The 24,396-nt window shown below is 67.4% G+C and carries 27 protein-coding genes and 1 tRNA gene; 10 read left to right on the top strand and 18 right to left on the bottom strand.

The genetic code is table 11. The features are described from left to right. Window positions 1-422: 422 nt before the first annotated feature. From GGR03_RS00690 to GGR03_RS00670, 5 genes are all read left to right on the top strand, one after another. Window positions 423-890 carry an Rrf2 family transcriptional regulator gene (locus tag GGR03_RS00690; RefSeq protein WP_183206958.1) on the top strand — a complete coding sequence of 156 codons (468 nt, stop codon included), beginning with the start codon at window positions 423-425 and terminating at the stop codon, window positions 888-890. Further along, entirely contained in the window at window positions 880-1,776 is an 897-nt protein-coding gene (locus tag GGR03_RS00685) for an NAD(P)/FAD-dependent oxidoreductase (protein ID WP_183205404.1), read from the top strand. The genes GGR03_RS00690 and GGR03_RS00685 overlap by 11 nt, the downstream gene beginning before the upstream one ends. Window positions 1,777-1,897: 121 nt before the next feature. After that, window positions 1,898-2,515, top strand: a complete 618-nt coding sequence (locus GGR03_RS00680; protein WP_210292007.1) for a class I SAM-dependent methyltransferase — start codon at window positions 1,898-1,900, stop codon at window positions 2,513-2,515. A gap of 329 nt (window positions 2,516-2,844) precedes the next feature. Next, entirely contained in the window at window positions 2,845-3,177 is a 333-nt protein-coding gene (locus GGR03_RS00675; protein ID WP_183205400.1) for a DUF2934 domain-containing protein, read from the top strand. A 2-nt stretch (window positions 3,178-3,179) separates the two neighbouring features. Beyond that, window positions 3,180-3,479 (top strand): hypothetical protein, encoded by a 300-nt coding sequence (locus tag GGR03_RS00670; protein WP_183205398.1) that lies wholly within the window; start codon window positions 3,180-3,182, stop codon window positions 3,477-3,479. A 116-nt stretch (window positions 3,480-3,595) separates the two neighbouring features. Here GGR03_RS00670 and GGR03_RS00665 read toward each other — a convergent pair. Next, window positions 3,596-3,672 (bottom strand) — tRNA-Pro (locus GGR03_RS00665). Window positions 3,673-3,881: 209 nt separating this feature from the next. Here GGR03_RS00665 and GGR03_RS00660 point away from each other — a divergent pair. Then, window positions 3,882-5,303, top strand: a complete 1,422-nt coding sequence (locus GGR03_RS00660; protein WP_183205396.1) for a phosphomannomutase — start codon at window positions 3,882-3,884, stop codon at window positions 5,301-5,303. Window positions 5,304-5,362: 59 nt separating this feature from the next. Further along, on the top strand, window positions 5,363-6,385 hold the full coding sequence (gene galE, locus GGR03_RS00655; RefSeq protein WP_183205394.1) for a UDP-glucose 4-epimerase GalE: 1,023 nt from the start codon (window positions 5,363-5,365) through the stop codon (window positions 6,383-6,385). Between the two features lie 39 nt (window positions 6,386-6,424). On the opposite strand, the gene GGR03_RS00650 is transcribed toward galE, so the two are convergent. The 6 genes from GGR03_RS00650 to GGR03_RS00625 form a co-directional block, all read right to left on the bottom strand. Continuing rightward, window positions 6,425-7,000 (bottom strand): MerR family transcriptional regulator, encoded by a 576-nt coding sequence (locus GGR03_RS00650; RefSeq protein ID WP_183205392.1) that lies wholly within the window; start codon window positions 6,998-7,000, stop codon window positions 6,425-6,427. 26 nt (window positions 7,001-7,026) lie between these two features. Beyond that, the gene (locus tag GGR03_RS00645; RefSeq protein ID WP_183205390.1) at window positions 7,027-7,365 is read right to left on the bottom strand and encodes an integration host factor subunit alpha; all 339 of its coding nucleotides are present in this window, start codon (window positions 7,363-7,365) and stop codon (window positions 7,027-7,029) included. A gap of 106 nt (window positions 7,366-7,471) precedes the next feature. Further along, complete coding sequence (locus tag GGR03_RS00640; RefSeq protein WP_183205388.1) at window positions 7,472-8,452, bottom strand: beta-ketoacyl-ACP synthase III; 981 nt, start codon at window positions 8,450-8,452, stop codon at window positions 7,472-7,474. Beyond that, window positions 8,449-9,516 carry a phosphate acyltransferase PlsX gene (plsX, locus tag GGR03_RS00635; protein WP_281378948.1) on the bottom strand — a complete coding sequence of 356 codons (1,068 nt, stop codon included), beginning with the start codon at window positions 9,514-9,516 and terminating at the stop codon, window positions 8,449-8,451. Before plsX ends, GGR03_RS00640 begins: the two co-directional genes overlap by 4 nt. Window positions 9,517-9,601: 85 nt before the next feature. Then, on the bottom strand, window positions 9,602-10,180 hold the full coding sequence (locus GGR03_RS00630) for a YceD family protein (protein WP_183205384.1): 579 nt from the start codon (window positions 10,178-10,180) through the stop codon (window positions 9,602-9,604). Beyond that, a complete protein-coding gene (locus GGR03_RS00625; RefSeq protein ID WP_183205382.1) occupies window positions 10,177-10,707 on the bottom strand; it encodes a ubiquinol-cytochrome C chaperone family protein in 531 nt (176 codons plus the stop codon). Before GGR03_RS00625 ends, GGR03_RS00630 begins: the two co-directional genes overlap by 4 nt. 197 nt (window positions 10,708-10,904) lie before the next feature. On the opposite strand from GGR03_RS00625, the gene GGR03_RS00620 reads away from it, so the two are divergent. Further along, window positions 10,905-11,375, top strand: a complete 471-nt coding sequence (locus GGR03_RS00620; RefSeq protein ID WP_418885024.1) for an outer membrane protein assembly factor BamE — start codon at window positions 10,905-10,907, stop codon at window positions 11,373-11,375. Window positions 11,376-11,448: 73 nt separating this feature from the next. On the opposite strand, the gene GGR03_RS00615 is transcribed toward GGR03_RS00620, so the two are convergent. The 11 genes from GGR03_RS00615 to GGR03_RS00565 all read right to left on the bottom strand — a co-directional run bounded on the left by GGR03_RS00615 (window position 11,449) and on the right by GGR03_RS00565 (window position 22,541). After that, a complete protein-coding gene (locus tag GGR03_RS00615; RefSeq protein WP_183205378.1) occupies window positions 11,449-13,599 on the bottom strand; it encodes a sodium-translocating pyrophosphatase in 2,151 nt (716 codons plus the stop codon). A 146-nt stretch (window positions 13,600-13,745) separates the two neighbouring features. Then, on the bottom strand, window positions 13,746-14,969 hold the full coding sequence (locus tag GGR03_RS00610; RefSeq protein WP_183205376.1) for an MFS transporter: 1,224 nt from the start codon (window positions 14,967-14,969) through the stop codon (window positions 13,746-13,748). Continuing rightward, window positions 14,969-15,460, bottom strand: coding sequence for a transcription antitermination factor NusB (gene nusB, locus GGR03_RS00605; RefSeq protein ID WP_183205374.1), 492 nt, complete (start codon window positions 15,458-15,460; stop codon window positions 14,969-14,971). Before nusB ends, GGR03_RS00610 begins: the two co-directional genes overlap by 1 nt. A 5-nt stretch (window positions 15,461-15,465) precedes the next feature. Further along, window positions 15,466-15,915, bottom strand: a complete 450-nt coding sequence (gene ribH, locus GGR03_RS00600) for a 6,7-dimethyl-8-ribityllumazine synthase (RefSeq protein WP_183205372.1) — start codon at window positions 15,913-15,915, stop codon at window positions 15,466-15,468. 137 nt (window positions 15,916-16,052) lie between these two features. Then, window positions 16,053-16,670: a riboflavin synthase gene (locus GGR03_RS00595; RefSeq protein ID WP_183205369.1), complete on the bottom strand. Its 618-nt coding sequence runs from the start codon at window positions 16,668-16,670 to the stop codon at window positions 16,053-16,055. After that, complete coding sequence (gene ribD, locus GGR03_RS00590; protein WP_183205367.1) at window positions 16,670-17,812, bottom strand: bifunctional diaminohydroxyphosphoribosylaminopyrimidine deaminase/5-amino-6-(5-phosphoribosylamino)uracil reductase RibD; 1,143 nt, start codon at window positions 17,810-17,812, stop codon at window positions 16,670-16,672. Before ribD ends, GGR03_RS00595 begins: the two co-directional genes overlap by 1 nt. After that, window positions 17,809-18,291 carry a transcriptional regulator NrdR gene (gene nrdR, locus GGR03_RS00585; protein ID WP_183205365.1) on the bottom strand — a complete coding sequence of 161 codons (483 nt, stop codon included), beginning with the start codon at window positions 18,289-18,291 and terminating at the stop codon, window positions 17,809-17,811. The genes ribD and nrdR overlap by 4 nt, the downstream gene beginning before the upstream one ends. A gap of 54 nt (window positions 18,292-18,345) precedes the next feature. Beyond that, on the bottom strand, window positions 18,346-19,662 hold the full coding sequence (gene glyA / locus GGR03_RS00580; protein ID WP_183205364.1) for a serine hydroxymethyltransferase: 1,317 nt from the start codon (window positions 19,660-19,662) through the stop codon (window positions 18,346-18,348). Between the two features lie 175 nt (window positions 19,663-19,837). After that, entirely contained in the window at window positions 19,838-21,181 is a 1,344-nt protein-coding gene (locus GGR03_RS00575; RefSeq protein WP_183205362.1) for a L,D-transpeptidase family protein, read from the bottom strand. A 259-nt stretch (window positions 21,182-21,440) separates the two neighbouring features. After that, window positions 21,441-21,950 (bottom strand): transcriptional regulator LdtR, encoded by a 510-nt coding sequence (ldtR, locus tag GGR03_RS00570; protein WP_183205360.1) that lies wholly within the window; start codon window positions 21,948-21,950, stop codon window positions 21,441-21,443. Between the two features lie 159 nt (window positions 21,951-22,109). Then, window positions 22,110-22,541: a DUF6163 family protein gene (locus tag GGR03_RS00565; RefSeq protein WP_246367549.1), complete on the bottom strand. Its 432-nt coding sequence runs from the start codon at window positions 22,539-22,541 to the stop codon at window positions 22,110-22,112. 253 nt (window positions 22,542-22,794) lie between these two features. On the opposite strand from GGR03_RS00565, the gene hemB reads away from it, so the two are divergent. Both hemB and GGR03_RS00555 read left to right on the top strand, forming a co-directional pair. Then, window positions 22,795-23,829, top strand: coding sequence for a porphobilinogen synthase (hemB, locus tag GGR03_RS00560; RefSeq protein ID WP_183205357.1), 1,035 nt, complete (start codon window positions 22,795-22,797; stop codon window positions 23,827-23,829). A gap of 81 nt (window positions 23,830-23,910) precedes the next feature. Next, entirely contained in the window at window positions 23,911-24,387 is a 477-nt protein-coding gene (locus GGR03_RS00555) for an RDD family protein (RefSeq protein ID WP_183205355.1), read from the top strand. Window positions 24,388-24,396: the final 9 nt, after the last annotated feature.

Here is a 24,396-nt window from a genome sequence, read left to right as displayed (position 1 = left end):
TTTGCCTTCTCAACCGATGGAGGTGGAAGGATGGCTACTCGCCAAACTGCTCCCAGCGCATCGTCCGCGGCGTATCGCGGCCGGAGGAACGTGCAAGCCGTCAGTTCCGCGATTTCTCGGCCCGTTCGGCGAGATGATCGGGAGACACACAGGTTCCCCGAAGAGCGGACGGCGTTCGAGATCCTGGACCGGGACTGCCAGCAGGCAACCGACTATGACCGTCGCGGACGGCAATGAACTGCCGCAGTGGCGGCCGCTTACCCGAAGGTCGTGGATTGCGTTCAGCTGCGGCGTGAAGCACGCGCCGGATTCGACGACACGCTTTAGCTATCGCCCGATTGCCGAGAATGCTGCGGCTGTCGCGAGCAGGCAATACGTCTCGCGACTTGACACGGCTGCTTTCATGTAACATCTTTTGTTTCATGAAAAGAGACAGCCGATTGTCGGGCGTCCTGCACGTCCTCCTCCACATGGCCGAGGCCGACGGCCCGATCACTTCCGAGCATCTTGCCAAGGCCATGCGGACGAATCCCGTCGTCATCCGCCGTACCATGGCCGGATTGCGCGAGCAGGGTCTCGTGCGTTCCGGGAAGGGGCACGGGGGCGGCTGGACCATCGCGAAGGACCTCGCCACCGTGACGCTGCGGGACGTCTACGAGGCGCTCGGCTCGCCCGGCATCTTCGCGATGGGCAACCGCACCGAGGCTCCTGGTTGCCTCGTCGAGGAAGCGGTCAACGCGGCGATGGACGACAGCTTCGCGCGCGCCGAAGCCCTGCTTCTCGATCGCCTCGGCGAAGTGACGCTGGCCGCCCTCAGCGCCGACTTCCACGCTCGCATGGCGCGGCGCAGCAGCCATTGCGACTTCAAGGACGAAATCCATGCGGCATGACGCCATCGTCGTCGGGGGCAGTTTCGCCGGCCTGTCCGCCGCCACCTACATCGCCCGCGGACGCCGGTCGGTGGCGGTGATCGATGCGGGTGCGCCCCGCAACCGCTTCGCGGCCCATTCCCACGGCTTCCTTGCACAGGACGGCTCGAATCCCGGCGCCATCCTGTCGGCCGCGCGCCAGCAGCTTGCCGCTTATGAAGGCCTGTCGCTCATCGCGGCGACCGCCCTCGATGCCCGCCGAACCGACGATGGCTTCGCCGTTGTCCTAGACCGCGGCGAGACGCTGGAGGCTGCGAGGCTCGTCCTGGCCTTCGGCCTGACCGACCTATTGCCCGACGTTCCGGGTTTGCGCGAGCGCTGGGGCCGGAGCGTGCTCCATTGCCCCTATTGCCATGGCTACGAGTTTGCCGGGCAACGCCTCGGCGTCCTCCACACCGCGCCGCACTCGACGCACCAGGCGATGCTGATCGCCGAATGGGGGCCGACGACACTGTTCCTCGACGGCAAGGAGATGCCGGACGCGGCGACGCAGGACGAGCTGGCGCGACGCGGCGTGCGGATCGAGCCGGCGCCCGTGCTCGCACTTGAGGGGAACGAAGGCACTCTCACGCACATCGCCCTCGGCGATGGCCGCGAGTTGTCGCTCGAGGCGCTCTACATCGCGGCGCCGACGCGGCTGAACAGCGACCTCGCGGGGCGGCTCGGCTGCGCGATCGTCGAGGGACCGCTCGGTCCACTGATCCAGACGGACGCAGACAGGATGACGACTATCCCCGGCGTCTTCGCCGCCGGCGACATCGCCCGCGCCCCGCACAGTGTTGCCTGGGCGGCGAGCGACGGGGTCACGGCGGGCGTCGCCCTTCACCGTTCGCTCGTGTTCGGATAGGGACGGAATGGCCAGGAAAGCTGCGCCCGCCGAGGCACTCGCCGGCAGGGGTGGGCTCGAACAAGCGTCGCCGTTCTCCGATCCCGAAGCGGTCGCGCGCTATGCCCAGAATCCGGTGCGAATGGTGCCCGGCTTCGAGCACCTGCATCGGATGACGGCGCTGCTGCTCGCCGAGCGGGTGGCGGAGGACGGCCGCATCCTGGTGCTCGGAGCGGGCGGCGGGCTGGAGTTGCAGGCCTTCGCTTCGTTCAGGCCCGGGTGGCGGTTCGACGGCGTCGATCCCTCGGCGGCGATGCTGGAGCTGGCCAGGCGTATCCTCGGTCCCCTCGCCCCTCGCGTTCGGCTGCACGAAGGCACGATCGACATGGCTCCGGAGGGCCCGTTCGACGGTGCGACCTGCCTCCTGACCCTGCACTTCCTTCCCCGTGAGGAGCGCCTGCGCACGCTGATCGAGGTCAAACGGCGCCTCGCGCCCGGTGCCCCCTTCGTCGTTGCGCATCACAGCTTCCCGCAGGACCCCAAGGGCAAGGCGCTCTGGCTGGAGCGCTTCGCGGCCTTCGCGTTGGAATCGGGCATGCCCGCCGCACAGATGTCGGGTGCGATTGCGGCGATCGGCGAGCGATTGCCCGCCTTGTCGCCGGAAGAAGACCACGCCCTACTCCGCGATGCCGGCTTCGAGGGCGTCGATCTCTTCTACGCCGGATTCACGTTCAGGGGCTGGGTCGCCTACGGCCCATGACCGCGGCCGGGCGACGCGGACTTGGGTAACGGACGATTTGCCAGGAGCGCATTGGGATCCCGGTCCCCGGCCGCAGTACCCCGCTTCGGAACGGCGCGGACGATGCCTCGTCGAGAGCGTCGCCTCACGGCGCGGGCTGCGCGTCCGTCAGTTGCCGCTTCGCAGTCGCCTTCCGCAAGGCAGCTGGACGCGTCGCGATTTGTGCCAGCTAAGGTCTTCGCGCGGAACGACATTCCGCCCCGGCTATTAACCGAGCGAGAGCACCGGGCTGGATCCTGCCTTGCGGCCGAAGACGCGGCCCGGTGTGCGATCAAGCGACAAGGATCAAGATGAGCGATCTGGACGAAGACCGCGTTCGCGCCAAGGCGCACGCGTTGTGGGAAAGCGAGAACCGGCCGGAAGGCCGCGCTGAACGCCACTGGATGGAAGCGCGGGAGATCGTCGCGCTGGAGGACTCCTACAGCAGCACTTTGCGGCCGCTCGAGGAAACGGTCGAAGACACGGTCGAGCCGTTGATTGCCGTCGAGAGCCATGGCGACGTGCCGGAACTCACCGATCTTGGCGACGGCCGGAGCGTGCCGAGGCGACAGGCCGCGGCGCAGGACGCGGACGCCAGCCCGTTGCAACCGGATATGGGCGGGCGGTCGCCCAAGGAGAAGTGAAAATGTCGGACATCAGAGACGATGCAGCCGCCGCCGCCGAACTGACCGAATCCGACCGTGCGCTCCTCGAGAGCGCCGAGCGGGAGGCTTCCGAGTCGGTCGACGTCGACCCGAATTCGCTCGAGGCCGACGACGCCGTGAGGCTCGACGTCGGCACGCAGCCAGCAAGCGTCACGTCCAGCCAAGCCCTCGAAGACGATGGCTACGAAGACACTATCGACGGGCTGGCCCCCCTGGAGGAGGCGGTGCGCCAACAGGCCGAGGACCATGCGAGTGGGGATGACGAGGACTATACCGGCTGAAGACCAGCGGCTTCCAGGCTGATCGACGCTGCTGAACGGTGGCCAGACGGCGGCTGGCCGCAGACAAGAAGGCTGCTGGGGAGAGCCTAGCGAGAAAACTGCGGGCCTGGGATTATTGGTCGGAGCGAGAGGATTCGAACCTCCGACCCCTTGGACCCCATCCAAGTGCGCTACCAGGCTGCGCTACGCTCCGACAGCCAAAAGCCCTAGAGAAAACGGGGTTCGGACGCAAGAGCCTTCCGACGAAGGAAGAGGGATATGCCGGAACTCGGCATTTTCCTCTTCCGGGCAGGCCGAAGACCCGATAACGAACCTCCCGTGTGCGAGCCGGCCAAAGACCTGACCGGTACCCGCGTCGGCCGCTTCGCCGGCTGATCCTGCAGGCCATTGGGGGACAACGCGATGGATACGCTGAAATTCGGCACCAGCGGATTGCGCGGCCTGGTTTCCGACCTCGTCGGCGGACCGAGCTTTGCCTATGCGCTGGCGTTCCTGCGCCATGTCGCCGCGTCGGACAAGGCCGGCGCCCCGACGGTCGTCTATCTCGGCCGGGACCTTCGGGGCAGCAGTCCGGAGATCCTCGCCGACTGTGCCGCTGCCGCCGAAGTCGCCGGATTTACCGCCATCGATTGTGGGCCCCTACCGACGCCGGCCCTGGCCTTCCGTTCGCTGCGCGAGGGCTGCCCGGCCATCATGGTCACCGGCAGCCACATCCCGGACGATCGCAACGGCCTGAAATTCTACGGCCGCGACGGCGAGATCACCAAGGCGGACGAAGCGGGCATCCTCTCGGCCTTCCATGCGATGGGCGTGGTCGAGCGCCCGCTGCAGGCTCCGTCCATAGCCGAGGACACGACCGGGCTCGACGAATACGAGCAGCGCTACCTCGATTGCTTCCTGCCCGACGCCCTGGCGGGGATGCGGATCGGCGTCTACCAGCACAGTTCGGTCGCCCGCGACCTCCTGATGCGGCTGCTCAAGCGGCTGGGCGCGCAGCCGACGGCCCTGGCCCGCTCCGATCGCTTCATCCCCGTCGATACGGAGGCGCATCGGCCGGAAGACATCGCCAGCATCGCGGAATGGACGAGCGCGGGCGCCTTCGACGCGATCGTCTCCACCGATGGCGATGCCGACCGGCCGCTGATGGCCGACGAGCGCGGCACGCTGCTCAGGGGCGATCTGATCGGACTGCTGACCGCCCGGCACCTGGGTCTGACGACGATCGTGACGCCCGTCACCTCGAGTGCGTCGATCGAACAGGCCGGAATCGCCGAGCGCGTCGAGCGCACCCGCGTCGGCTCGCCCTTCGTCATCGCCGGCATGGCGGCTGCTGCCGCGGACGGCGCCGAGCGGATCGCCGGCTTCGAGGCGAATGGCGGATTCCTGCTGTATTCCGACGTGGTGCTCGAGGGCGCGACATTGGCGGCCCTGCCGACGCGCGACGCGGTCCTGCCGATCATCGCCGTCCTCGCCGAGGCGCGCGAGCGCGGCAAGAAGCTGAGCGAACTCGTAAGTGAACTCGGGGCGGGCCACGCGGCTGCCCACAGGCTGGCGAACATACCCGGTGAGCGCAGCGCGGCATTCCTGGCGCGCCTGTCGGGGGAAGAGGATTTCCGGCGGGAGTTCTTTGCGCCGGTCGGGACCGTCACCGCCGTCGATACGATCGACGGCGTGCGCACGCTGCTCGCCGACGGCAGCTCCATCCATTTCCGTGCCTCCGGCAATGCGCCGGAGCTGCGCTGCTACGTCGAGGCCGCCACCGAGGCCGACGCAGCACGGCTACTGGCATGGGGACTGGAGCGTGCCGGCGACGAAGTCGCCTAGCGCTGTGATGGCCGTCGCTGCCGCAGGCCGCGCCGACGAGACGCACTGAAGGATCCGAGATGGCAGTGATGGTCACCGGCGGCGCCGGCTATATTGGCAGCCACATGGCCTGGAAGCTGGTCGAGGCGGGAGAGTCCGTCGTGGTCGTCGACCGGTTGAGCACCGGCTTCGACTGGGCGGTTCCCGCGGAGGCAGAACTCATCGTTGCCGACATCGCCGATCAGGACCTGATCCAGGCGGCGATGCGCGAGCATGCCGTCGACGCCGTCATCCATTTCGCCGGATCGATCATCGTGTCGGAATCGGTCGCCGACCCCCTCGCCTACTATCTCAACAACACGGTCGCTTCCCGCAGTCTCATCGAGAGCGCCGTGCGATCGGGCGTTTCGGGCTTCATCTTCTCCTCGACGGCAGCGGTGTACGGAAGCCCGGCCGAGATACCGGTGCGGGAGGGCGCCGCCCTGTTGCCGGAATCGCCTTACGGCACCTCCAAGCTGATGACAGAGATGATGCTGCGCGACGCGGCGGCGGCGCACGGTCTGCGCTATGCGGCCCTTCGCTATTTCAACGTCGCGGGGGCGGACCCGGAAGGCCGCATCGGCCAGTCCACGGAAGGTGCGACGCATCTGATCAAGGTCGCGGCTGAAGCGGCGACCGGCAAGCGCGACCACATGACGGTCTTCGGCACCGACTATCCGACCCCGGACGGCACCTGCATCCGCGACTACATCCATGTCAGCGACCTGGTCGAGGCGCATTACCTCGCATTGCAGCGGCTGCGCGCCGGCGGCGGCAACCTCGTCGCCAATTGCGGCTACGGCAGCGGCTATTCGGTGCTCGAGGTGATCGATGCGGTAAAGCGGGTCGCCGGGCGGGATTTCGACGTCAGGCTGCAGGATCGACGGCCAGGCGATGCGGTGGCGATCGTCGCCAATTCCGACCTCGCCCGACGCGAGTTGGGATGGTCGCCACGCTACGACGACCTGGAGACGATCGTCGCGCATGCGCTGCGCTGGGAGGAGATCCTGCGTGCCCGCAACACGGCGACGCCGCTGCGAAGAAGCGGCGTCTCGGCAGCCTAGCAGCGCCACTCCGAGGGGAGGCCCGATCTGCGCCGACGCCTAGCGAACCTGGTCGAGCAGGCGCTTGCACTCCAGCAACTGGATGACGACGTCGTCGAGCGCTTTCGCAGCTTCCCGTGTCAGGGCCGAAGACGGCGCCGAGGATGCCGGCTCGCGCCGCAGCAGTCCGGCAAAGGACTTCGATGGCTTGCGCTCTGTCTCGACATTCGGCTCCGCCGCCATCTTCCGGGGTTCAGCCGCGATGATGTCGATATCGTCGAGATGCACCTCGCCCGCAGACGCTTCGGCCTGGCCGGGAGCGGCGCTGCGCCCGGCCTGGATCTGCTCGATGGCGCCGGTGTCGCCGGAGCCGATGGCCACGACGAAGCGATGGCCGTTCTCCTTGAGGATCCGCTGGACACCCTTGATGGTGAAGCCCTTGACGTAGAGGAGGTAGCGGATGCCGCGCAGCAACTCGACATCATCGGGTCGATAATAGCGGCGACCGCCGCCGCGCTTCATCGGCTTGATCTGCGGAAACCGCGTCTCCCAGAATCGTAGCACGTGCTGCGGCAGGTCGAGATCGTCCGCGACCTCGCTGATCGTGCGGAAGGCGTCGACGCTCTTGTCGGTCATCGGCGATGCGTCCGTGGCTGCACCGGCTATTCCGCAGCCTTCATGACTTCGACGTCGCCACGCCGCTCGCCGTGAGCCTCGAGGATGCGGTCCTTGAGCACGTTGGACGGCTTGAAAACGGCGACACGTCGGGGCGAGATCGGCACTTCCTCGCCGGTCTTCGGGTTGCGGCCCACGCGCTCGTTCTTGTCGCGGACGAGGAAGGATCCGAAGGACGAGATCTTCACCGATTCGCCGGCGGCGATGGTCGTGCACATCTCTTCCAGCACCATTTCGACAAGCTGCGCCGATTCGGTACGGGACAAGCCAATCCTGCGAAACACTGCTTCCGCAAGATCCGCCCTGGTGAGAGTTCTATCTCCCATTCGTCCCCCCTAATGGCCCGGAAGTTGCCGGCGCTGGGATTGTTTCTTTGACGCCGTAAGTTGCGGGATAATCTGACGAAACGACTGTCGAATCAAGACCCGATATTTACCAGCGGACCAAAACGGCGCCCCAGGTGAAGCCGCCGCCCATCGCTTCGAGCAGCACCAGGTCCCCGGTCTTGATGCGGCCATCGCGCACCGCCACGTCGAGCGCGAGCGGAATCGAGGCAGCCGACGTGTTGCCGTGACCCTCGACGGTGATGATCACCTTTTCCGCCGCGATGCCGAGCTTCTTGGCGGAGGCGTCGATGATGCGCCGGTTGGCCTGATGCGGCACGAACCAGTCGACGTCGTCGGGTCCGATCCCCGCGGCCTCGAACGATTGCTCGATCACGTCGGTGATCATGCCCACGGCGTGCTTGAAGACCTCGCGTCCTTCCATCCGCAGCTTGCCGACCGTGCCGGTGGTGGAAGGCCCGCCGTCGACATAGAGCTTGGACTGGTGCGCGCCGTCCGATCGCAGCCGCGAGACGAGGACGCCGCGCGGCTCCTCCGTTTCGGCGATCTCGACCGCCTCGAGCACCACGGCACCCGCACCGTCGCCGAAAAGCACGCAGGTGGAGCGGTCCTGCCAGTCGAGGATGCGCGAGAAGGTCTCGGCGCCGACCACGAGTGCGCGTCGGGCCATGCCGCTCTTGAGATAGAGATCCGCCGTGGTCAGGCCGAAGACGAAGCCGCTGCAGACGGCCTGGATGTCGAAGGCGAAACCGTGGTCGATGCCGAGCGCCGCCTGCAGCTGCACGGCCGACGCCGGAAAGGTGTTGTTCGGCGTAGCGGTGGCCAGCACGATCAGGTCGATGTCGTCCGGCGTCAGGCCGGCAGCATCGAGAGCCCGGCGCGACGCGGTCTCGGCCAGCGACACGGTTGTCTCGCCCTCCCCGGCGATGTGCCGTGCGGCGATTCCGGTGCGCTGGCGGATCCACTCGTCGGAGGTCTCGACGATCCCCTCGAAATCCTGGTTCCACATGATCCGCTCTGGCAGGCAGGATCCGGTCCCGCGCACCACGGACATCAGTCGTGACGTCATTGCATGCTTTCCGAGAGATCTGTCGTTTCGCCGGACAGGCGATGGAATCGGTCGAGGTCGGCCTCGATCTTCTCCCGCAGCCCGTGTCGCGCCATGGCGTGGGCAAGGTCGATGGCGGCCGCAATACCTTCCGGGTTCGCGCCACCATGGCTCTTGATGACGATGCCGTTGAGGCCGAGGAAGACGCCGCCATTGACCTTGCTCGGGTCCATCTTGTCCCGCAACCGGTCGAACGCGCTCTTGGCGAGGATGTACCCGGCCCGTGCCATGAGTGTACGCGACATCGCCGCCTTCAGATAGGCGGCGATCTGGCGGGCGGTGCCCTCTGCGGTCTTCAGCGCGATGTTGCCGACGAAGCCTTCCGTCACGACGACGTCGACGATGCCCTGGCCGAGATCATTGCCTTCGACGAAGCCGCGATAGTCGATGCCGGGGATCGGCATCTCCTTGAGCAGCCGGCCGGCCTCGCGGATCTCGTCCTGACCCTTGACCTCCTCGACGCCGATATTCAGCAAGCCGACGGTCGGGCGCTCCAGACCGAAGAGCGCCCGCGCCATGGCCCCGCCCATCATCGAAAAGTCGATCAGCTGCTGCGCATCGGCGCCGATCGTCGCGCCGACGTCGAGGACGATGCTCTCGCCCTTCAGCGTCGGCCAGATCGCCGCGATCGCCGGGCGTTCGATATTGGCCATGGTGCGCAGGCAGAACTTCGCCATCGCCATCAGCGCGCCGGTATTGCCGGCGGAGACGGCGACGTCGGCCTCGCCGGTCTTCACGGCGTCGATGGCCCGCCACATGGACGATTTATACCGGCCCTGGCGCAGCGCCTGGGAGGGCTTGTCGTCCATGCGGATCGAGACGTCGCAGTGATGGAACGCGGAAGCCGCCGCGAGCTCGGGATGCGCATCCAGAACCGGCTGGACCGACTGGGTCTCGCCATACAGGACGAAGCGGACGTCCGGATGCCGCTTCAGCGCGATCGCGGCGCCCGCCAGAACCACCGCCGGCCCGTGATCGCCGCCCATGGCGTCGATCGAGATCGTGATGCCGGTGCTTGAAGTCAAATGATTCTCGCTTTCACACGCTGCCAGGCCGCGGCGCGGCGCGAAGATAGCCGTTTGAGCGGGAACGGCAACCGCCGATCGCCGGTCATTTGTCGACCTTTCCGTCCGGCCCGACGAGCGAGGAAAGCGCGCCGAATGCGGATCGCCGTCCGGCATCCGGATCCGGATCGGTGTCGACCTCGTCGAAGCTCTCTCCCTCGGCGCGGGGATACGGGTCGAGCGCCAGCACCAGCGCCTCGACGATATAGGGCCCGAGATCGATCCGGTCCCCCTGGAAGACCTCCGGCGGATCGTCGCCCTCCGGGTCGATGTGCAGCTCGTGCTCGCTGGGCGCTGCGACGCGGGCGAGCTTCGACCCCTCCGGCACGAAGACCGCCTTGAACTTCTCGTCGATCGCCCGGTCGAGCGGCTCGAGGCTGACGACGCTTTCCTGCTGCACCCGGGCGGTGATCGATCCCTCGACGCGCACCCCGTCCCGGCGCCAGGGCGTCGCGCGCAGGTCTACCCTGAGGGACCCGACCGCGACGATGTCCAGCTGGCGCGCCAGCGCCGCACGCTCGCGCTCGTCCGCATCGAAGCGGACCGGCATGCCGTCGCGCGGCAGCCTGACCGCCGAGATCTCGTAGCGCAGGACCGCGCCGTCGTCGTTGTCTGCCCGGTTCATGTTGCTTCCTTCACGTCGAGACTGCCGGCGAGAATCGCCGCCGCCGGCACCGCCTCCAAACGGGCCGCCGCTTCCCTCATGTAGGCGGCCAGCCGCGGAGGCGCACCTTCCGGGGCATCCGGCGCCACGGCGCGTGGCCGAAGCGCCTCGGCAAGGCGACCGGTCCCCGATCCGGCATCCATGGCCGGATCGTAGGCTTTGACGCGCTCGTAGAAAATGCCCGCCAGCTTGCGCATCCGTTTCGGGACCGACTGGTCTCCGACGCCGAGTTCCCGGATCGACCGGTCGATATCGGCGATGAATCGGTCGACCACGTCCTGCGCCAGCGGGCGCAGGGCGGCGTCGTCGCGGCAACGGCGGAGAAACAGGAAGACGTGGATCGACAGGGCCTCGAAACGTCCCATGACGGTGTCCGGAATGCCTGCTTCTTCATAGAGATGCGGCTGGCGGGCGCGTTCGACGAGATCGACGTAGATCGCGTCGATGATCTCGCGATTCCTGCGGCCGGCTCGCAATCGTTGGAACATGATGGAATGCCTCGTCTCTGCGGCAGGCGGTGCCACAGGCTTGCGTCGATTGCAACGCCGCCGAAGGTGCTTTACCTAGGCTCCGCCGTAGCTTTTACCGGCGAAACAGGGTTCCGCCGGTCGATTTTCGGCAGCGCCTCAGATTAGCCGCCAAGCGGTAGGCAGCTCAGACCGGTGGCCCAGGGAGTATGATTAGCGTGAACAGTTCCGTCCGCCTGAAACGACCGCTTTTCGCCACCGTCGCCGTCTCGGCCTTGCTCGTGCTCGGCGCATGCACGACGGCCGAGGTGCTGAACCAGGGTTACATCGTCGACGAGCGGTCGCTCGAGCTGACGCCGGTCGGCTCCAGCCGCGAACAGGTACTGCTGGCGCTCGGCTCGCCGTCGACGACCGCGACCTTCGACACCGAGGTCTTCTATTACATCTCCCAGAAGCGGGTCCGGCCGGTCGCCTTCATGGAACCGCGGCTGGTCGACCAGCGCGTGCTCGCCGTCTATTTCGACGCCGAAGGCCGCGTGGCGCGCATCGCCAATTACGGCCTGCAGAACGGCCAGGTCTTCGACTTCATCTCGCGCACGACCCCGACGAGCGGGCGCGACGCTTCGTTCCTCGGCCAGATCCTCACCGATACGACGAGCAGTTCGGGCGGCCCGCGCATTCCGCAATAGCGCGTCCTTCAGGACGGACAAAAAAGGCCCCGCGAGATGCTCGCGGGGCCTTTTTCATGCATGAAATTTGCGCTCAGGAATGCGCGAGCACCGCCAGGAGCAGCAGCGCGACGATGTTGGTGATCTTGATCGCCGGGTTCACGGCGGGGCCCGCCGTATCCTTGTAGGGATCGCCGACGGTGTCGCCCGTCACCGAGGCCTTGTGCGCCTCCGAGCCCTTCATGTGACGCACGCCCGCCGAATCGACGAAGCCGTCCTCGAAGGACTTCTTGGCGTTGTCCCAGGCACCGCCACCCGAGGTCATCGAGATGGCGACGAACAGGCCGGTGACGATGACGCCCAGCAGCATGGCGCCGACTGCCGAAAAGGCCTGGCTCTTGTCGGCGATCAGCAGCACGGCGAAGTAGACGACCACCGGCGCCAGTACCGGTAAGAGCGACGGAACGATCATCTCCTTGATCGCCGCCTTGGTCAGGAGGTCGACCGCCCTGGCGTAGTTCGGCTTGGACGTGCCGGCCATGATGCCCGGGTCCTCGCGGAACTGCTTGCGCACCTCTTCGACGATCGCGCCCGCCGCCCGGCCGACAGCGGTCATCGCGATGCCGCCGAACAGGAACGGGATGAGGCCGCCGAGCAGCAGGCCGACGACGACATACGGATTGCTGAGGGCGAAGTCCGGCTGCACGTCCCGGAAATACTCGTAGCCGTTGCCGGCCTGGGCCTGTGCTACGAAGTACTGCAGGTCGTAATTATAGGCGGCAAAGAGCACCAGCGCGCCGAGGCCCGCCGATCCGATCGCATAGCCCTTGGTCACCGCCTTCGTGGTGTTGCCGACCGCATCGAGCGCGTCGGTCGAGCGGCGCACGTCGGCGGGCAGGCCCGCCATCTCGGCGATGCCGCCGGCATTGTCGGTCACCGGGCCGAAGGCGTCGAGGGCGATGATCATGCCGGCAATGCCGAGCATCGCCGTCACCGCAATGGCGGTGCCGTAGAGGCCGGCAAGCTGGAAGGTCGAGATGATGCCGCCGACGATGACGATGGTCGGCAGCGCGGTGGATTCCAGCGACACGGCGAGGCCCTGGATGACGTTGGTGCCGTGGCCGGTGACCGAGGCCTGGCTGATCGAGCGCACCGGGCGGAAGCCGATGCCGGTGTAGAACTCGGTGATCCAGACGATCAGGCCCGTCACCACGAGGCCGATGATGCCGCAGATGAACAGGTTGAGCCCGTTGATCGTCAGGCCTGCGGCGGACTGGCCGATGTCGCCGAAGCCGATCGTCGCCCAGGTGGCGATGGCGAGGCCGACGATCGATAGCAGCGTCGTCGCCCACAGGCCCTTGTAGAGTGCGCCCATGATCGAGCCGTTGGCGCCGAGGCGTACGAAGAACGTCCCGACGATGGAGGTGACGATGCAGGCGCCGCCGATCGCCAGCGGGTAGACCATGGCGCTCTCGATGATGTCGGTGCCGGCGAAGAAGATCGCCCCCAGCACCATCGTCGCCACCACGGTCACCGCGTAGGTCTCGAACAGGTCGGCCGCCATGCCGGCGCAGTCGCCGACATTATCGCCGACATTGTCGGCAATTGTCGCCGGGTTGCGCGGGTCGTCCTCGGGGATACCCGCCTCGACCTTGCCGACGAGATCGCCGCCGACATCGGCGCCCTTGGTGAAGATGCCGCCGCCGAGCCGGGCGAAGATCGAGATCAGCGATGCACCGAAGCCGAGCGAGACGAGCGCGTCGATGACGGTCCGATCGGAGGCGGCAAAGCCCAGCTGTACGGTCAGGACGTAGAAATAGACGGTGACGCCGAGCAGCGCGAGGCCGGCGACCAGCATGCCGGTGATCGCACCCGACTTGAAGGCGATGCCGAGGCCGAGCGCCAGCGAGCGCGACGCCGCCTGCGCGGTGCGCACATTGGCACGAACCGAGACGTTCATGCCGATGAAGCCGGCGAGGCCCGACAGGATCGCGCCGATGGCAAAGCCCGTCGCGGCGTAGAGCGACAGGAGGAACCAGGTGAGCCCGAAGACCACCGCTCCGACGATGGCGATGGTGGTGTACTGGCGGGCGAGATAGGCCTGCGCACCCTCGCGAATGGCGGCGGCGATCTCGCGCATTCGCGCGTTGCCCTGGTCCGCCGAGAGCACGGAGCTGGTCGCCCATATCGCGTAGGCGATCGCCAGCAGGCCGCAGATGGCCACGACAATGAGAATTGTTGGCATGCTGTCCCCTCACCTGTGCACCTGGCGCGGAGCGCTGGCGCATCCCCTTCACTGCTTGCTCCGCGGTAGGCTCCCCCCGCCCCCGGACAGAGTGAGGCTATAGGAAGGCCGAATGCCGTCAAGCAGTCAGATAGGTGGCGCGGGATTCAACCCTTGGCGGCAACCCTCCGGCCTCGTAACGCCTCCAGCGCGAGGGCGGCAAGGCAGGTCGCGACCACCGGGAAGACGACGAAATTCATCGTCTCCCAGCCTGCCGCGACATAGATCCGGCCCGACAGCAGCGAGGCGGCGGCAACGCAGCCGAACAGCACCATGTCATGCAGGCCCTGCGTCTTGTTGCGCTCCGAAGGGCGGTAGGTCTCTGCGACCATGGCCGTTGCGCCGATGAAGCCGAAATTCCAGCCGAGGCCGAGAAGCACGAGGCCGAGCCAGAAATTCCAGATCGCGAGACCGGATAGCGAGACCGCGGCGCTGGCGGCGAGCAGCAGCATGCCCGCGGCGACGATCCGCGTCTTGCCGAAGCGGGCGATCAGGCGGCCGGTGAAGAAGCTCGGGCCGAACATGGCAAGCACGTGCCACTGGATGCCGAGCACGCTGACGTCGCGGGACAGGCCGCAGCCGACCATCGCCAGCGGCGCGCCGGTCATCACGAAGCTCATGGTGGCATAGGTGCCGACGCCGCAGAGCAAGCCGACGAGGAAACGCGGCTGTCGGGCGATCTGCGCCAAAGGGCGCGGGGGGACCGCGTCGGCGACGGGGTCCTCGCTCGAAGCAGCGGGGACGCGCAGGAAGCTCAGCACGGCGGCCCCGACAAGCCCGAGTACCGCCAGCGCGAAGAAGGCGCCGGCAAACTCCACCGGGAAGAACAGCCCGTCGGTGAAGCGGACGGCCTGCGGGCCGATCACCGCGGCGAAGATGCCACCAGCGAGGACGATGGCGATGGCGCGGGGCTGGTAGGTCCGCGGCGCGCCGTCAGCTGCGGCGAAGCGGTATTGCTGGGTGAAGGAGCCCCCGACGCCGACGGTCAGCAGCGACAGCGCAAACAGCCAGAAGCTTTGCTGGAAGAGCGCCATCGCGGCGCAGAGCGCGCCGGCCGACATGACCAGCGATCCGGCAACGAAGCCATGCCGGCGCCCGACGGCACGCATCAGGGCGGCGGCGGGGATTGCGCCCAGCGCGACGCCGAGATTGTAGCCGGTGACCGGCAGCGTGGCGAAGGACTTGTCGGCCGCGAGCAGCCAGAAGCCGGCGAGGCCGCCGATGGAGATGGCGATCGGCCCCGCCGAGCCGACCACCGCCTGCGCCGTCGCCAGCACCAGGGCATTGCGCCGGGCCGCATTTTCCGCGACGCCCCGCGCAATGCCGGTCATCAGTCGCGCCCCTTGCCCTCGCCCCGTTCGGACCGGGCGATGCGATCGAGAACCGCGTTGACGAGCTTGGGCTCCTCGTCGTTGTAGAAGGCCTTGGCGACGTCGACATATTCCGAGACGATCACCGCGACTGGCACGTCCTTGCGGGCGGACAGCTCGTAGCAGCCGGCCCGCAGGATCGCCCGGAGCGTCGTGTCGAGACGCGACAGCGGCCAGTCGGTCGGTAGCGACGCGTGGATCAGCGGGTCGATGCTCTTCTGCGCACGGACGACGCCGGAGACGACGTCGCGAAACCAGGCGGCGTCGGCATCGCGATAGGTCTCGCCGTCGATCTCCTGGCCGAGGCGATAGCTCTCGTATTCGGTGACGGTCTCCAGGAGGCCGGTGCCGCCCACATCCATCTGGTAGAGCGCCTGCACGGCGGCGAGACGCGCCGCGCCGCGCTTGTTGGCCTGCTTGACGGAACGCGGTTGCGGCTCGGTGTCGGCCATCGCCTTCACGCTCCCAGCCGGTCGCGCAGCGCGATCATCGCCAGCGCCGTGCGGGCCGCCGCGCCGCCCTTGTCCTTGCGCTTGGGGTCGGCCCGTTCGAGCGCCTGCTCCTCGTTCTCGACGGTGAGGATGCCGTTACCGATAGCAAGGTTCTCCTCGATGGACAGCAGCATCAGCGCGCGGGCGGATTCACCCGCGACGATCTCGAAATGGTAGGTTTCGCCGCGAATGACGCAGCCGAGGACGACATAGCCGTCATACTCCTTGTCGCCCTCGTCGGCACCGGTGAGTGCGTAGCCGACGGCCGCCGGCGCCTCCAGAGCGCCCGGAACGGTCACGACGTCGTAGGTGGCGCCGACATCGTCGAGCGCGGCCTTCGCGCCCGCGAGCAGCAGGTCACCGATGTGATCGTAGAAGCGGGCCTCGACGATGAGGATGTGCGGCGTTGCGGCCATGTTCTATTCCTTCGTGGCGGACGACGCGGCAACGCCAGCCGGGGGGACCGGCAAGGACGGCCCCGCTGCGGGTTCCGCCACCCGCCCGCGCCGGCTGATGCTTGGCTGTCCGAATGGGCCGGCGGCGGACGGCTCGCTCACGTAGCGGCCGGGTGCGCGCCGAACAGGCGCTCGGCATAGCGCGCAATCTGGTCGACCTCAAGGTTGACGACGTCGCCGACCTGCCGGTCCTTCCAGGTGGTCACGTCGAGCGAGTGCCGGATCAGGAGCACGTCGAAGCAGTCGTCCTCGACCGAATTGACCGTGAGCGACGTGCCGTCGAGGCAGACCGAGCCCTTGCGGGCGATGAAACGCTTCTCGTCAGGACCGGCCCGCAGCCGGAATCGCGTCGCCTCGCCTTCCGCCTCGACGGCGACGATCTCCGCCAGCCCGTCGACATGGCCGGAGACGAGATGGCCGCCGATCTCGTCGCCGATCCTCAGCGAGCGTTCGAGATTGATCGCCGTCCCCTCCTCCCACACGCCCGCCGTGGTCAGCCGCAGCGCCTCCTCCCACGCCTCGACCTCGAACCAGCGCCGGTCCTCGTCGGCCTGCGGCAAGGCCGTGACGGTCAGGCAGACGCCGGAACAGGCGATCGAGGCGCCGAGATCGATGGAGGCGGTGTCGTAGGCGGTACCGATCCGGAACCGGCGCCCCTCGTCGAGTTGCTCGACCCTTTCAACGCGGCCGACGTCGGTGACGAGTCCGGTGAACATCAGTCGTCTCTCCGCACATATTCGAACCAGTGATCCGGGCCGAAGCGATAGCTCCGCACCGGCCGGAAGCGCTGGCCGGCGACAGACGGCAGGATCGGCGCGGCGACGCCGTCCGGGCCGACCTCGGTGTCGCCCTCGACAAGGATCAGCCGGTCGACGAGGTCGCTTTCCAGGAAGCTCGCGCCGGTCTCCGCACCGCCTTCGACGAGAATGCTCGACATGCCGACGGCGCCGAGATCCTCCAGCATTTCCGGCAGCGCGATCCGGCCGGTGTCCGGATCGGTCTCGCAGGAGAGGAACGCGACGCCGCAAGCGGCGAGCGCGGCGCGTCGGGCGGGGTCGGCATCGACGAAGGTGGCGATCAGCGTCGGCGTGTCGCCGGCGGTGCGCGCCAGCGCCATGCCGGGCTCTGTGCGCAGCCGCGGGTCGAGGACGATGCGTGTCGGCGAGCGGTCGCCGAGCCCCGGCAACCGGCAGTCGAGGCGCGGGTCGTCTTCCAGGAGCGTGCCGGAGCCGACCAGGATCGCGTCGTGGCGGGCGCGCACGAGATGGGTCTGCGCATCGGCGACGGGGCCAGTGATCTTGACCTGGCCGCCGCCTCGGATGCCGATCTTGCCGTCGCGCGAAACCGCAAGCTTCAGAGTCACTTCCGGCCGGTTCCTGCGATGCCGATTCAGATAGCCGGACATGGTTTCCGCCGCTTCCTCGGCCATCACCCTCGGCGTGACCTGGAGGCCGGCGGCGCGCAGGATCGCATGCCCCTTGCCGTCGACGCGCGGATCGGGATCGGCCGCGGCCGAGACGACGCGCGCCACCCCCGCCGTCACCAGCGCCTCGGCGCAGGGCGGCGTGCGGCCATGATGGGCACAGGGCTCGAGCGTCACATAGGCCGTCGCGCCGCGCGCCCGGTCGCCGGCTTCCGCCAACGCCACGGTCTCCGCATGCGGGCGGCCGCCGAGCGCGGTGACGCCGCGGCCGACGATTACCGGTCCCTCGCCATCGTCGCGGACGATGAGCGTGGCGACTGACGGGTTGGTGGCGGTTCGGCCGGCATTGCGCATGGCAAAGCGGATCGCCGCCGCCATGAAACGCCGATCAGTTTCGGAGGCGGCCGGTGTCGGGTCCTTGGAGACCGCGGTCATGCGGGCTTCGCCGGGTCGGCCGGCAACTGCGAGCGGGCCAGTTCACCGATGACGGATTCGAAGTCCTTGGCCTCGCGGAAGTCGCGATAAACCGAAGCGAAGCGGACATAGGCGACGTCGTCGAGGCCCTTCAACGCCTCCATCACCATCTCGCCGATCATGTCGGAGGGGATTTCCTGCTCGCCCGACTGCTCGAGGCGGCGCACGATCCCCGAGATCAGCCGCTCGATCCGTTCGGGCTCGACCGGTCGCTTGCGCAGCGCCACCTCGACCGACCGCGCCAGCTTGTCACGGTCGAACGGCACCTTGCGGCCGGCCTTCTTCAAGACCTGAAGCTCGCGCAACTGGATCCGCTCGAAGGTGGTGAAGCGGCCGTTGCAATCCGGACAGACGCGCCGGCGACGGATCGCCCCGCCATCTTCGGCGGGGCGCGAATCCTTCACCTGGCTGTCCTGCGAGCCGCAATAGGGGCAGCGCATGAATCCTCGCTTACTGGCCTTGCTGTGCCGCGGTGATCGACGCGCGCCGCCGCGTCAGAGCGTCGGGTAGATCGGGAAACGGTCGGTCAGGGCGATGACCTTCGCCTTGACCCGCGCCTCGACCTCGGCATTGCCCTCTTCCGAATTCGCCGACCGAAGCCCGTCGAGCACCTCGACGATCATCTGGCCGACTTCCCGGAACTCCTGGACACCGAAGCCGCGGCTCGTCGCGGCGGGCGTGCCAAGACGGACACCGGACGTTATCGTCGGCTTCTGCGGATCGTTGGGAACGCCGTTCTTGTTGCACGTGATGTTGGCGCGGCCGAGCGCCGTCTCCGAATGCTTGCCCGTGAGATTCATCGGCCGAAGGTCGACCAGCATCAGATGGGTATCGGTGCCGCCGGATACGATATCCAGCCCGCCCTCGCGCAGGGTCTCGGCCAGGACCTTGGCGTTCTCGACGACGCTCTTGATGTAGGACTGGAACGCAGGCGTGAGTGCCTCGCCGAAGGCGACGGCCTTGCCCGCGATGACGTGCATCAGCGGCCCGCCCTGCAGGCCGGGGAAGATTGCCGAGTTGATCTTCTTGGCAATCGCCTCGTCGTCGGTAAGCACGATGCCGCCGCGCGGGCCGCGCAGCGTCTTGTGGGTGGTCGAGGTGACGACATGGGCGTGCGGGAACGGGCTCGGATGCTGGCCGGCAGCGACGAGGCCGGCGAAATGCGCCATGTCGACCCAGAGATAGGCACCCACCTTGTCGGCAATGGCCCGGAACCGGGCGAAGTCGATATGGCGCGAATAGGCCGAGCCACCGGCGACGATCACCGCCGGCTTGTGCTCGACGGCGAGCGCCTCGACCTGGTCGTAATCGATCAGCCCGGTCTCGAGGTCGAGCCCGTACTGCACCGCGTTGAACCAGCGGCCGGACAGGTTGGGCTTGGCGCCGTGCGTCAGATGACCGCCGGCATCGAGGCTCATTCCGAGCAGCGTGTCGCCCGGCTTCGACAGCGCCAGCAGCACCGCCTGGTTCGCCTGGCTGCCGGAATTCGGCTGCACGTTGGCGAAGCCGCAGCCGAACAGCTGTTTGACCCGGTCGATCGCCAGGTCCTCGACGACATCGACGAATTCGCAGCCGCCGTAATAGCGCCGGCCGGGATAGCCCTCGGCATATTTGTTGGTGAGGACGGAGCCCTGTGCCTCGAGCACCGCCCTCGAGACGATGTTCTCCGAAGCGATCAGCTCGATCTCGTGCCGCTGCCGCGCGAGTTCCTGGCCCACCGCTCCGAAGATCGCCGGGTCGCGTTCGCCCAGGGAGGCTGTGAAGAAATCGCCGAAATCATTGGCGGCACCGGTGCGGACGGCCTGGCTCATGATCGTTGTCTCCCGTTGCAGTGGCTGGTCTTGGGGGCCCACCTGCCTGTCGCGACGGCCTTAGCACAGCCGCTCCGGGCGCACCAACCACGTCCCGCGGCGGCCGCTTCAAAAAGCCGCGGCCGGGCGCATCGCTGCACCCGGCCGATTTTCAGTCGCGAAAAAGGCCGGGCGATCAGTAGCCGTCGTCGCCCCGCGCATAAGGGTTTTCCTGGCCGGCCGCATAGGCGGTCGTGGTCAGCTCGCTCATCGCCAACTGCTCGGCGCCATCCAGATGGTAGATGTCGTCGCGGAACTGCACCACCGTCGGATCGGTCGCCCAGGCCGACACATAGGTGAAGTGCACCGGGATCGGGTTCGACAAGTCGATGTCCTGACGCGTACGGGCAGCGATGATCTGCTCGATCGCCTGGCGATCCCAGCCCGGCTCGTCCCGGGCGATCCAGACGATCAGGTCGCGAACGTTCTGGACGCGCACGCAGCCGGACGATTCGAAGCGCATCAGCTCGGAGAACAGGCTCTGCTGCGGCGTGTCGTGCATGTACACCGCATGGGCGTTCGGGAAGTTGATCTTCACCGAGCTCATCGCGTTGTTCTTGCCCGGCTCCTGGCGGAACAGATAGCGCACGGCGTCGTCGGAGTTCCAGTTGATCGTCTCCGGCGGGATCTCCTGCCCCTTGCCGTCGAAGATGTGGATGTCGTTCCGCTCCAGATAGGTCGGGTCCTTCTGCATCAGCGGAATGATGTCCTTGCGGACGATCGAGGCCGGCGCGTGCCAATACGGATTGAGGTTCAGGTTGGTGATCTTGGAGTCCAGGATCGGGGTCTGGCGATCGGTCTTGCCGACGACCGCCGTATGACGCTGGACCACGCGGCCGTTCTCGACGGCCTCGATGGCCGCAGCCGGAATGTTGACCATGACGAAGCGCGCGGCCCGCTCGCTGGCGAGCGCCGCCTGCAGACGGCCGAGATTGACCTGCAACTGGCGCAGGCGCAGGTCCGCCGGGACGTTCATCGCCTTGAAGGTGTGGGTGGACGCGACACCGTCGGCCGGCAGGCCGTGGCGGGCCTGGAAGCGCTTCACGGCGGCGTCGACATAGGTGTCGAAGGACGGCGAGGCGCCGGCGCTCTGCGGCAGGTCGCCCGACGCGTAGAGCCGCTGGCGCAGCGCCGTCACGGACGGCGAGGTGACGCCGAGGCGCAGGGTCTCGCCCTCCGGCACCATCTGCCAGCCGCCCATGGAGACGAGTTCGCCATAGGCCTGCACCGCCTGCTGCGTGGCCGCGAACGTGTTCTGCGAGAATACCGGCGAGTTGGAGGCGACCTGCCGGGCGCTCGTGCCGCGCGTGTCGAACTGGTCGTCCCAGTTGCCGCGGCTCGGCGCGCGCAGCAGGTCGTTCAGCGCGTTCTGGGCAAAGGCCGCGAGAGGAAGCAGCGCGGCACCGGCCGCTGCCGTCGCCAAGACGAAGTTCCGGCGCGTAAGCCGCTTCGCATTCGAGCCATCGTTCGCATTCGTCATGGTAACCCCTCGTCTCGCCGCCGCCCTGCATGGGATACGCCCGCAAGCGGCCCTCCAGGCTCACTCGCGGGCGCATGAGGCCGCACCTCGTTCCCCGCCTGTGTGACTAAAGGGTAAGGCACCGCAATATGGCCAAAGCGTGAAGCGATCCCCCTGATCTACAACGGTTACCGGCAGCAGGCATGTCGCGAACGCGCGAAGGCTCCGCCGGCCCTTGGAGGAGCCGCGGAGCCTTCACGCAGTCGTGACGGCCGGGAGATCAGAGCCGGTAGAGGATCTGATCGTTCCAGAAGCGGTCCAGCCGCTGCAGCGACCGGTTCATCTTCTGGAATTCCTGCTCGTCGAGGCCGCCGACCTTGTCGATCGAGCCGATGTGGCGGTCATAGAGCTCGGCGACGACGGCCGCGACTTCCATGCCGGCGTCGGTCAGCGAGACGCGCACCGCGCGGCGATCGACCCGCGACTTCTGGTGGTTGATGAAGCCGAGCTCGACCAGCTTCTTCAGATTGTAGGAGACGTTCGAGCCGAGATAGAAGCCGCGGGTGCGCAGCTCCCCGGCGGTCAGCACCGAGTCGCCGATATTGAAGAGCAGCAGCGCCTGGACGGCGTTGATGTCGGTGCGGCCACCGCGTTCGAACTCGTCCTTGATGACGTCGAGGAGGCGACGATGCAGACGCTCCACCAGCTGCAGCGTCTCGAGATAAAGCGACTTCAGCTCTGCCTTGGCCTCGGGCTGCGCTTCGTGGTCGTTCTTCGTCTGCGCGTTCATAGTATACTCCGCTGTTGATCTGATGGATGTTCTCTTTCGACCCCATCTTGAAAATCAACCTACGCGGCGCGTCTAAAATTCGACTTAAACCGCAGGCTTAATGCGACCTTACGAGCGACAGTTCAATTGTTTTGCTTAACGAAATCCAGCCGGCGGGTTTCAGCGGCGGCGAGCCCGGCGTTCCTCGCGCCAGCCGAAGAGGCGCAACGCCGCCAGCATGCCCAATCCCCATACGTGAAAGCCGAGCCAGACGAGGTCGCCGCCGAACAGCTCCGGGAATCCCAGGTGCATCACCGCCTCGATCAGCGCGATCAGGATCCAGATCACCGCACCCCAGCCCGCCGTCAGCCACAGACCGATTCCGGCCACCGGGTAGAGGACGGCGAGAGCCGGCGCCGCCATCTTCCACCAGAGCGGCATGAGGTCGAAGCGATCGAACGGGCCGTCCGATACGCCGACCAGGCGGATCCAGTAGCCGATCCCGAGAGTGAACAGGGCCAGCGCGGAGAGCCGGTAGAGCCACACGATCAGCCGCTGGTTGAGGCTTTCGGCCGGGGCGTCCCGCGGGGTGAGCTCGATAGTCAATGGCAACGGCCTTTCTCGCCAGCGTGGAATTTCATGCGGCGCAGGCTCGGCACCGCTTTCGACGCCGCCGGTCGCCCGGCTTCGACTGGCGTCCGAAGCTAGGGCCGCGCCGCGACCGCCGTCAATCTTGCGGTCGCCGCAGCGAAAGCCTACCCAAGGCGCCAACGGCGCTGCAGATCTCGCGCCTCGCGGCGGTCGGGCGAACCATTGCCCCAACCGGCCGCCGATAGCCATGCCGAGCGAAGGGACGGACATTCCCATGGACCACCGAAGCGATGCTCTTCCCCTGATCAGCGAACGGATCGACGCGGTCACCGGCGGGCTGCGCATGCGCCGCCTGCGCCAGGCGGACTGGACGCGCCGGCTGGTGCGCGAGACGACGCTCGGCGCCGACGATCTGATCTGGCCGATCTTCGTGCGGGAAGGCGATGGCGAAGCCGAACCGGTGCCGTCGATGCCAGGCGTCTTCCGGCTGTCGGTGGAGGGCTGCGTCGATGCAGCGCGCCAGGCGCGCGATCTCGGCATACCGGTGATCGCGCTGTTTCCCTACACGGACCCTACCAAGCGGGACGAGACCGGCTCGGAAGCGCTGAACGAGGGCAATCTCGTCTGCCGCGCCAGCCGGGCGATCAAGTCGGCCGTACGGGAAGTCGGAATCCTCTGCGACGTCGCGCTTGATCCCTATACCAGCCACGGCCATGACGGCGTGATGCAGGGCGATCGCATCCTCAACGACGAGAGCGTCGACATGCTGTGCCGCCAGGCTGTCGTCCAGGCGCAGTCGGGCTGCGACATCATCGGTCCTTCGGACATGATGGACGGTCGCGTCGCCTGCATCCGCGGCGCGCTCGACTCGGCTGGGCTGCGGGATACGCTGATCATGGCCTATTCGGCGAAATACGCCTCGGCCTTCTACGGCCCGTTCCGCGATGCGGTCGGCTCGGGGGCGATGCTGCGCGGCGACAAGCGCACCTACCAGATGGACTACGGCAATTCGGAAGAGGCGCTGCGCGAGGCGGCGCAGGACATAGCCGAAGGCGCCGACATGATCATGGTCAAGCCGGGAATGCCCTATCTCGACATCGTCAGCCGGCTGTCGCGCGAGCTTGGCGTGCCGACCTTCGCCTACCAGACCTCCGGCGAGTATTCGATGATCATGGCCGCTGCGCAGAACGGCTGGCTGGACGGCGAAAAGGCCATGCTGGAAAGCCTCGGCGGCTTCAAGCGGGCTGGCGCGGCCGGGATCCTCAGCTATTTCTCGCCGCGGGTCGCGGCGCACCTGAAGACACGCTGACACCGCCTTGCCGGCCTGTTGCGTCGCGGCATCGGGGTTCCCATTTCATGGGATGACCGCTTCCGACCGAGGATATTCGAGATGAGCTACCAGGCCGAGACCAGCTACGTGAACGCCGCCGCCGCGCGCGATCTGGACGAGCCGCGGCTGTATTCGGGGGTCCGCACGCGCCGGATCGTCGCCTTCCTGTTCGACTACGCGCTGGTCCTTATCCTCTCCATCCCGGCGGCGATCGTCGTGTTCGTCCTCGGCCTCGTCTCGCTCGGGCTCGCCTGGGGTCTTTACGCCGTACTCCTGCCGGTGATCGCCATCGTCTATGTCGGCTTCACCATGGGCAGCGCGGCGCAGGCGACGCCCGGCATGCGCCTGGCCGACCTTCGCGTCCGTCGGCTGGACGGTGCGCCGGTCGAGCCAGTGCTGGCGGTGCTGCACGGCGTCCTGTTCTGGGCCTCGGTCTCGGTGCTGACGCCGCTGGTGCTGCTCGTCGCGCTGTTCACCGGCCGCAAGCAGCTGCTCCACGATCTCCTCCTCGGCACGGTCATCGTCCGCGACAACTGACCAGGCCAG

The sequence above is a fragment of the Aurantimonas endophytica genome (assembly GCF_014196845.1).
In the GTDB taxonomy this organism is placed as follows: domain Bacteria; phylum Pseudomonadota; class Alphaproteobacteria; order Rhizobiales; family Rhizobiaceae; genus Aurantimonas; species Aurantimonas endophytica.
This window is presented reverse-complemented; position numbering and strand designations above follow the sequence as displayed.

Coding starts and splice junctions, on each gene's coding strand:
- galE (WP_183205394.1), top strand. CDS start 5,363: ATGGCAGTGATGGTCACCGGCGGCGCCGGCTATATTGGCAGCCACATG.
- GGR03_RS00625 (WP_183205382.1), bottom strand. CDS start 10,707: ATGTTCCAACGATTGCGAGCCGGCCGCAGGAATCGCGAGATCATCGAC.
- glyA (WP_183205364.1), bottom strand. CDS start 19,662: ATGAGCCAGGCCGTCCGCACCGGTGCCGCCAATGATTTCGGCGATTTC.
- ribD (WP_183205367.1), bottom strand. CDS start 17,812: ATGACCGCGGTCTCCAAGGACCCGACACCGGCCGCCTCCGAAACTGAT.
- ribH (WP_183205372.1), bottom strand. CDS start 15,915: ATGGCCGCAACGCCGCACATCCTCATCGTCGAGGCCCGCTTCTACGAT.
- ldtR (WP_183205360.1), bottom strand. CDS start 21,950: ATGAACGCGCAGACGAAGAACGACCACGAAGCGCAGCCCGAGGCCAAG.
- GGR03_RS00685 (WP_183205404.1), top strand. CDS start 880: ATGCGGCATGACGCCATCGTCGTCGGGGGCAGTTTCGCCGGCCTGTCC.
- GGR03_RS00610 (WP_183205376.1), bottom strand. CDS start 14,969: ATGACCGGCATTGCGCGGGGCGTCGCGGAAAATGCGGCCCGGCGCAAT.
- GGR03_RS00675 (WP_183205400.1), top strand. CDS start 2,845: ATGAGCGATCTGGACGAAGACCGCGTTCGCGCCAAGGCGCACGCGTTG.
- GGR03_RS00555 (WP_183205355.1), top strand. CDS start 23,911: ATGAGCTACCAGGCCGAGACCAGCTACGTGAACGCCGCCGCCGCGCGC.
- nrdR (WP_183205365.1), bottom strand. CDS start 18,291: ATGCGCTGCCCCTATTGCGGCTCGCAGGACAGCCAGGTGAAGGATTCG.
- hemB (WP_183205357.1), top strand. CDS start 22,795: ATGGACCACCGAAGCGATGCTCTTCCCCTGATCAGCGAACGGATCGAC.
- GGR03_RS00690 (WP_183206958.1), top strand. CDS start 423: ATGAAAAGAGACAGCCGATTGTCGGGCGTCCTGCACGTCCTCCTCCAC.
- GGR03_RS00670 (WP_183205398.1), top strand. CDS start 3,180: ATGTCGGACATCAGAGACGATGCAGCCGCCGCCGCCGAACTGACCGAA.
- GGR03_RS00645 (WP_183205390.1), bottom strand. CDS start 7,365: ATGGGAGATAGAACTCTCACCAGGGCGGATCTTGCGGAAGCAGTGTTT.
- GGR03_RS00680 (WP_210292007.1), top strand. CDS start 1,898: ATGGTGCCCGGCTTCGAGCACCTGCATCGGATGACGGCGCTGCTGCTC.
- GGR03_RS00615 (WP_183205378.1), bottom strand. CDS start 13,599: ATGCCAACAATTCTCATTGTCGTGGCCATCTGCGGCCTGCTGGCGATC.
- GGR03_RS00640 (WP_183205388.1), bottom strand. CDS start 8,452: ATGACGTCACGACTGATGTCCGTGGTGCGCGGGACCGGATCCTGCCTG.
- GGR03_RS00650 (WP_183205392.1), bottom strand. CDS start 7,000: ATGACCGACAAGAGCGTCGACGCCTTCCGCACGATCAGCGAGGTCGCG.
- GGR03_RS00595 (WP_183205369.1), bottom strand. CDS start 16,670: ATGTTCACCGGACTCGTCACCGACGTCGGCCGCGTTGAAAGGGTCGAG.
- GGR03_RS00575 (WP_183205362.1), bottom strand. CDS start 21,181: ATGACGAATGCGAACGATGGCTCGAATGCGAAGCGGCTTACGCGCCGG.
- nusB (WP_183205374.1), bottom strand. CDS start 15,460: ATGGCCGACACCGAGCCGCAACCGCGTTCCGTCAAGCAGGCCAACAAG.
- GGR03_RS00660 (WP_183205396.1), top strand. CDS start 3,882: ATGGATACGCTGAAATTCGGCACCAGCGGATTGCGCGGCCTGGTTTCC.
- GGR03_RS00630 (WP_183205384.1), bottom strand. CDS start 10,180: ATGAACCGGGCAGACAACGACGACGGCGCGGTCCTGCGCTACGAGATC.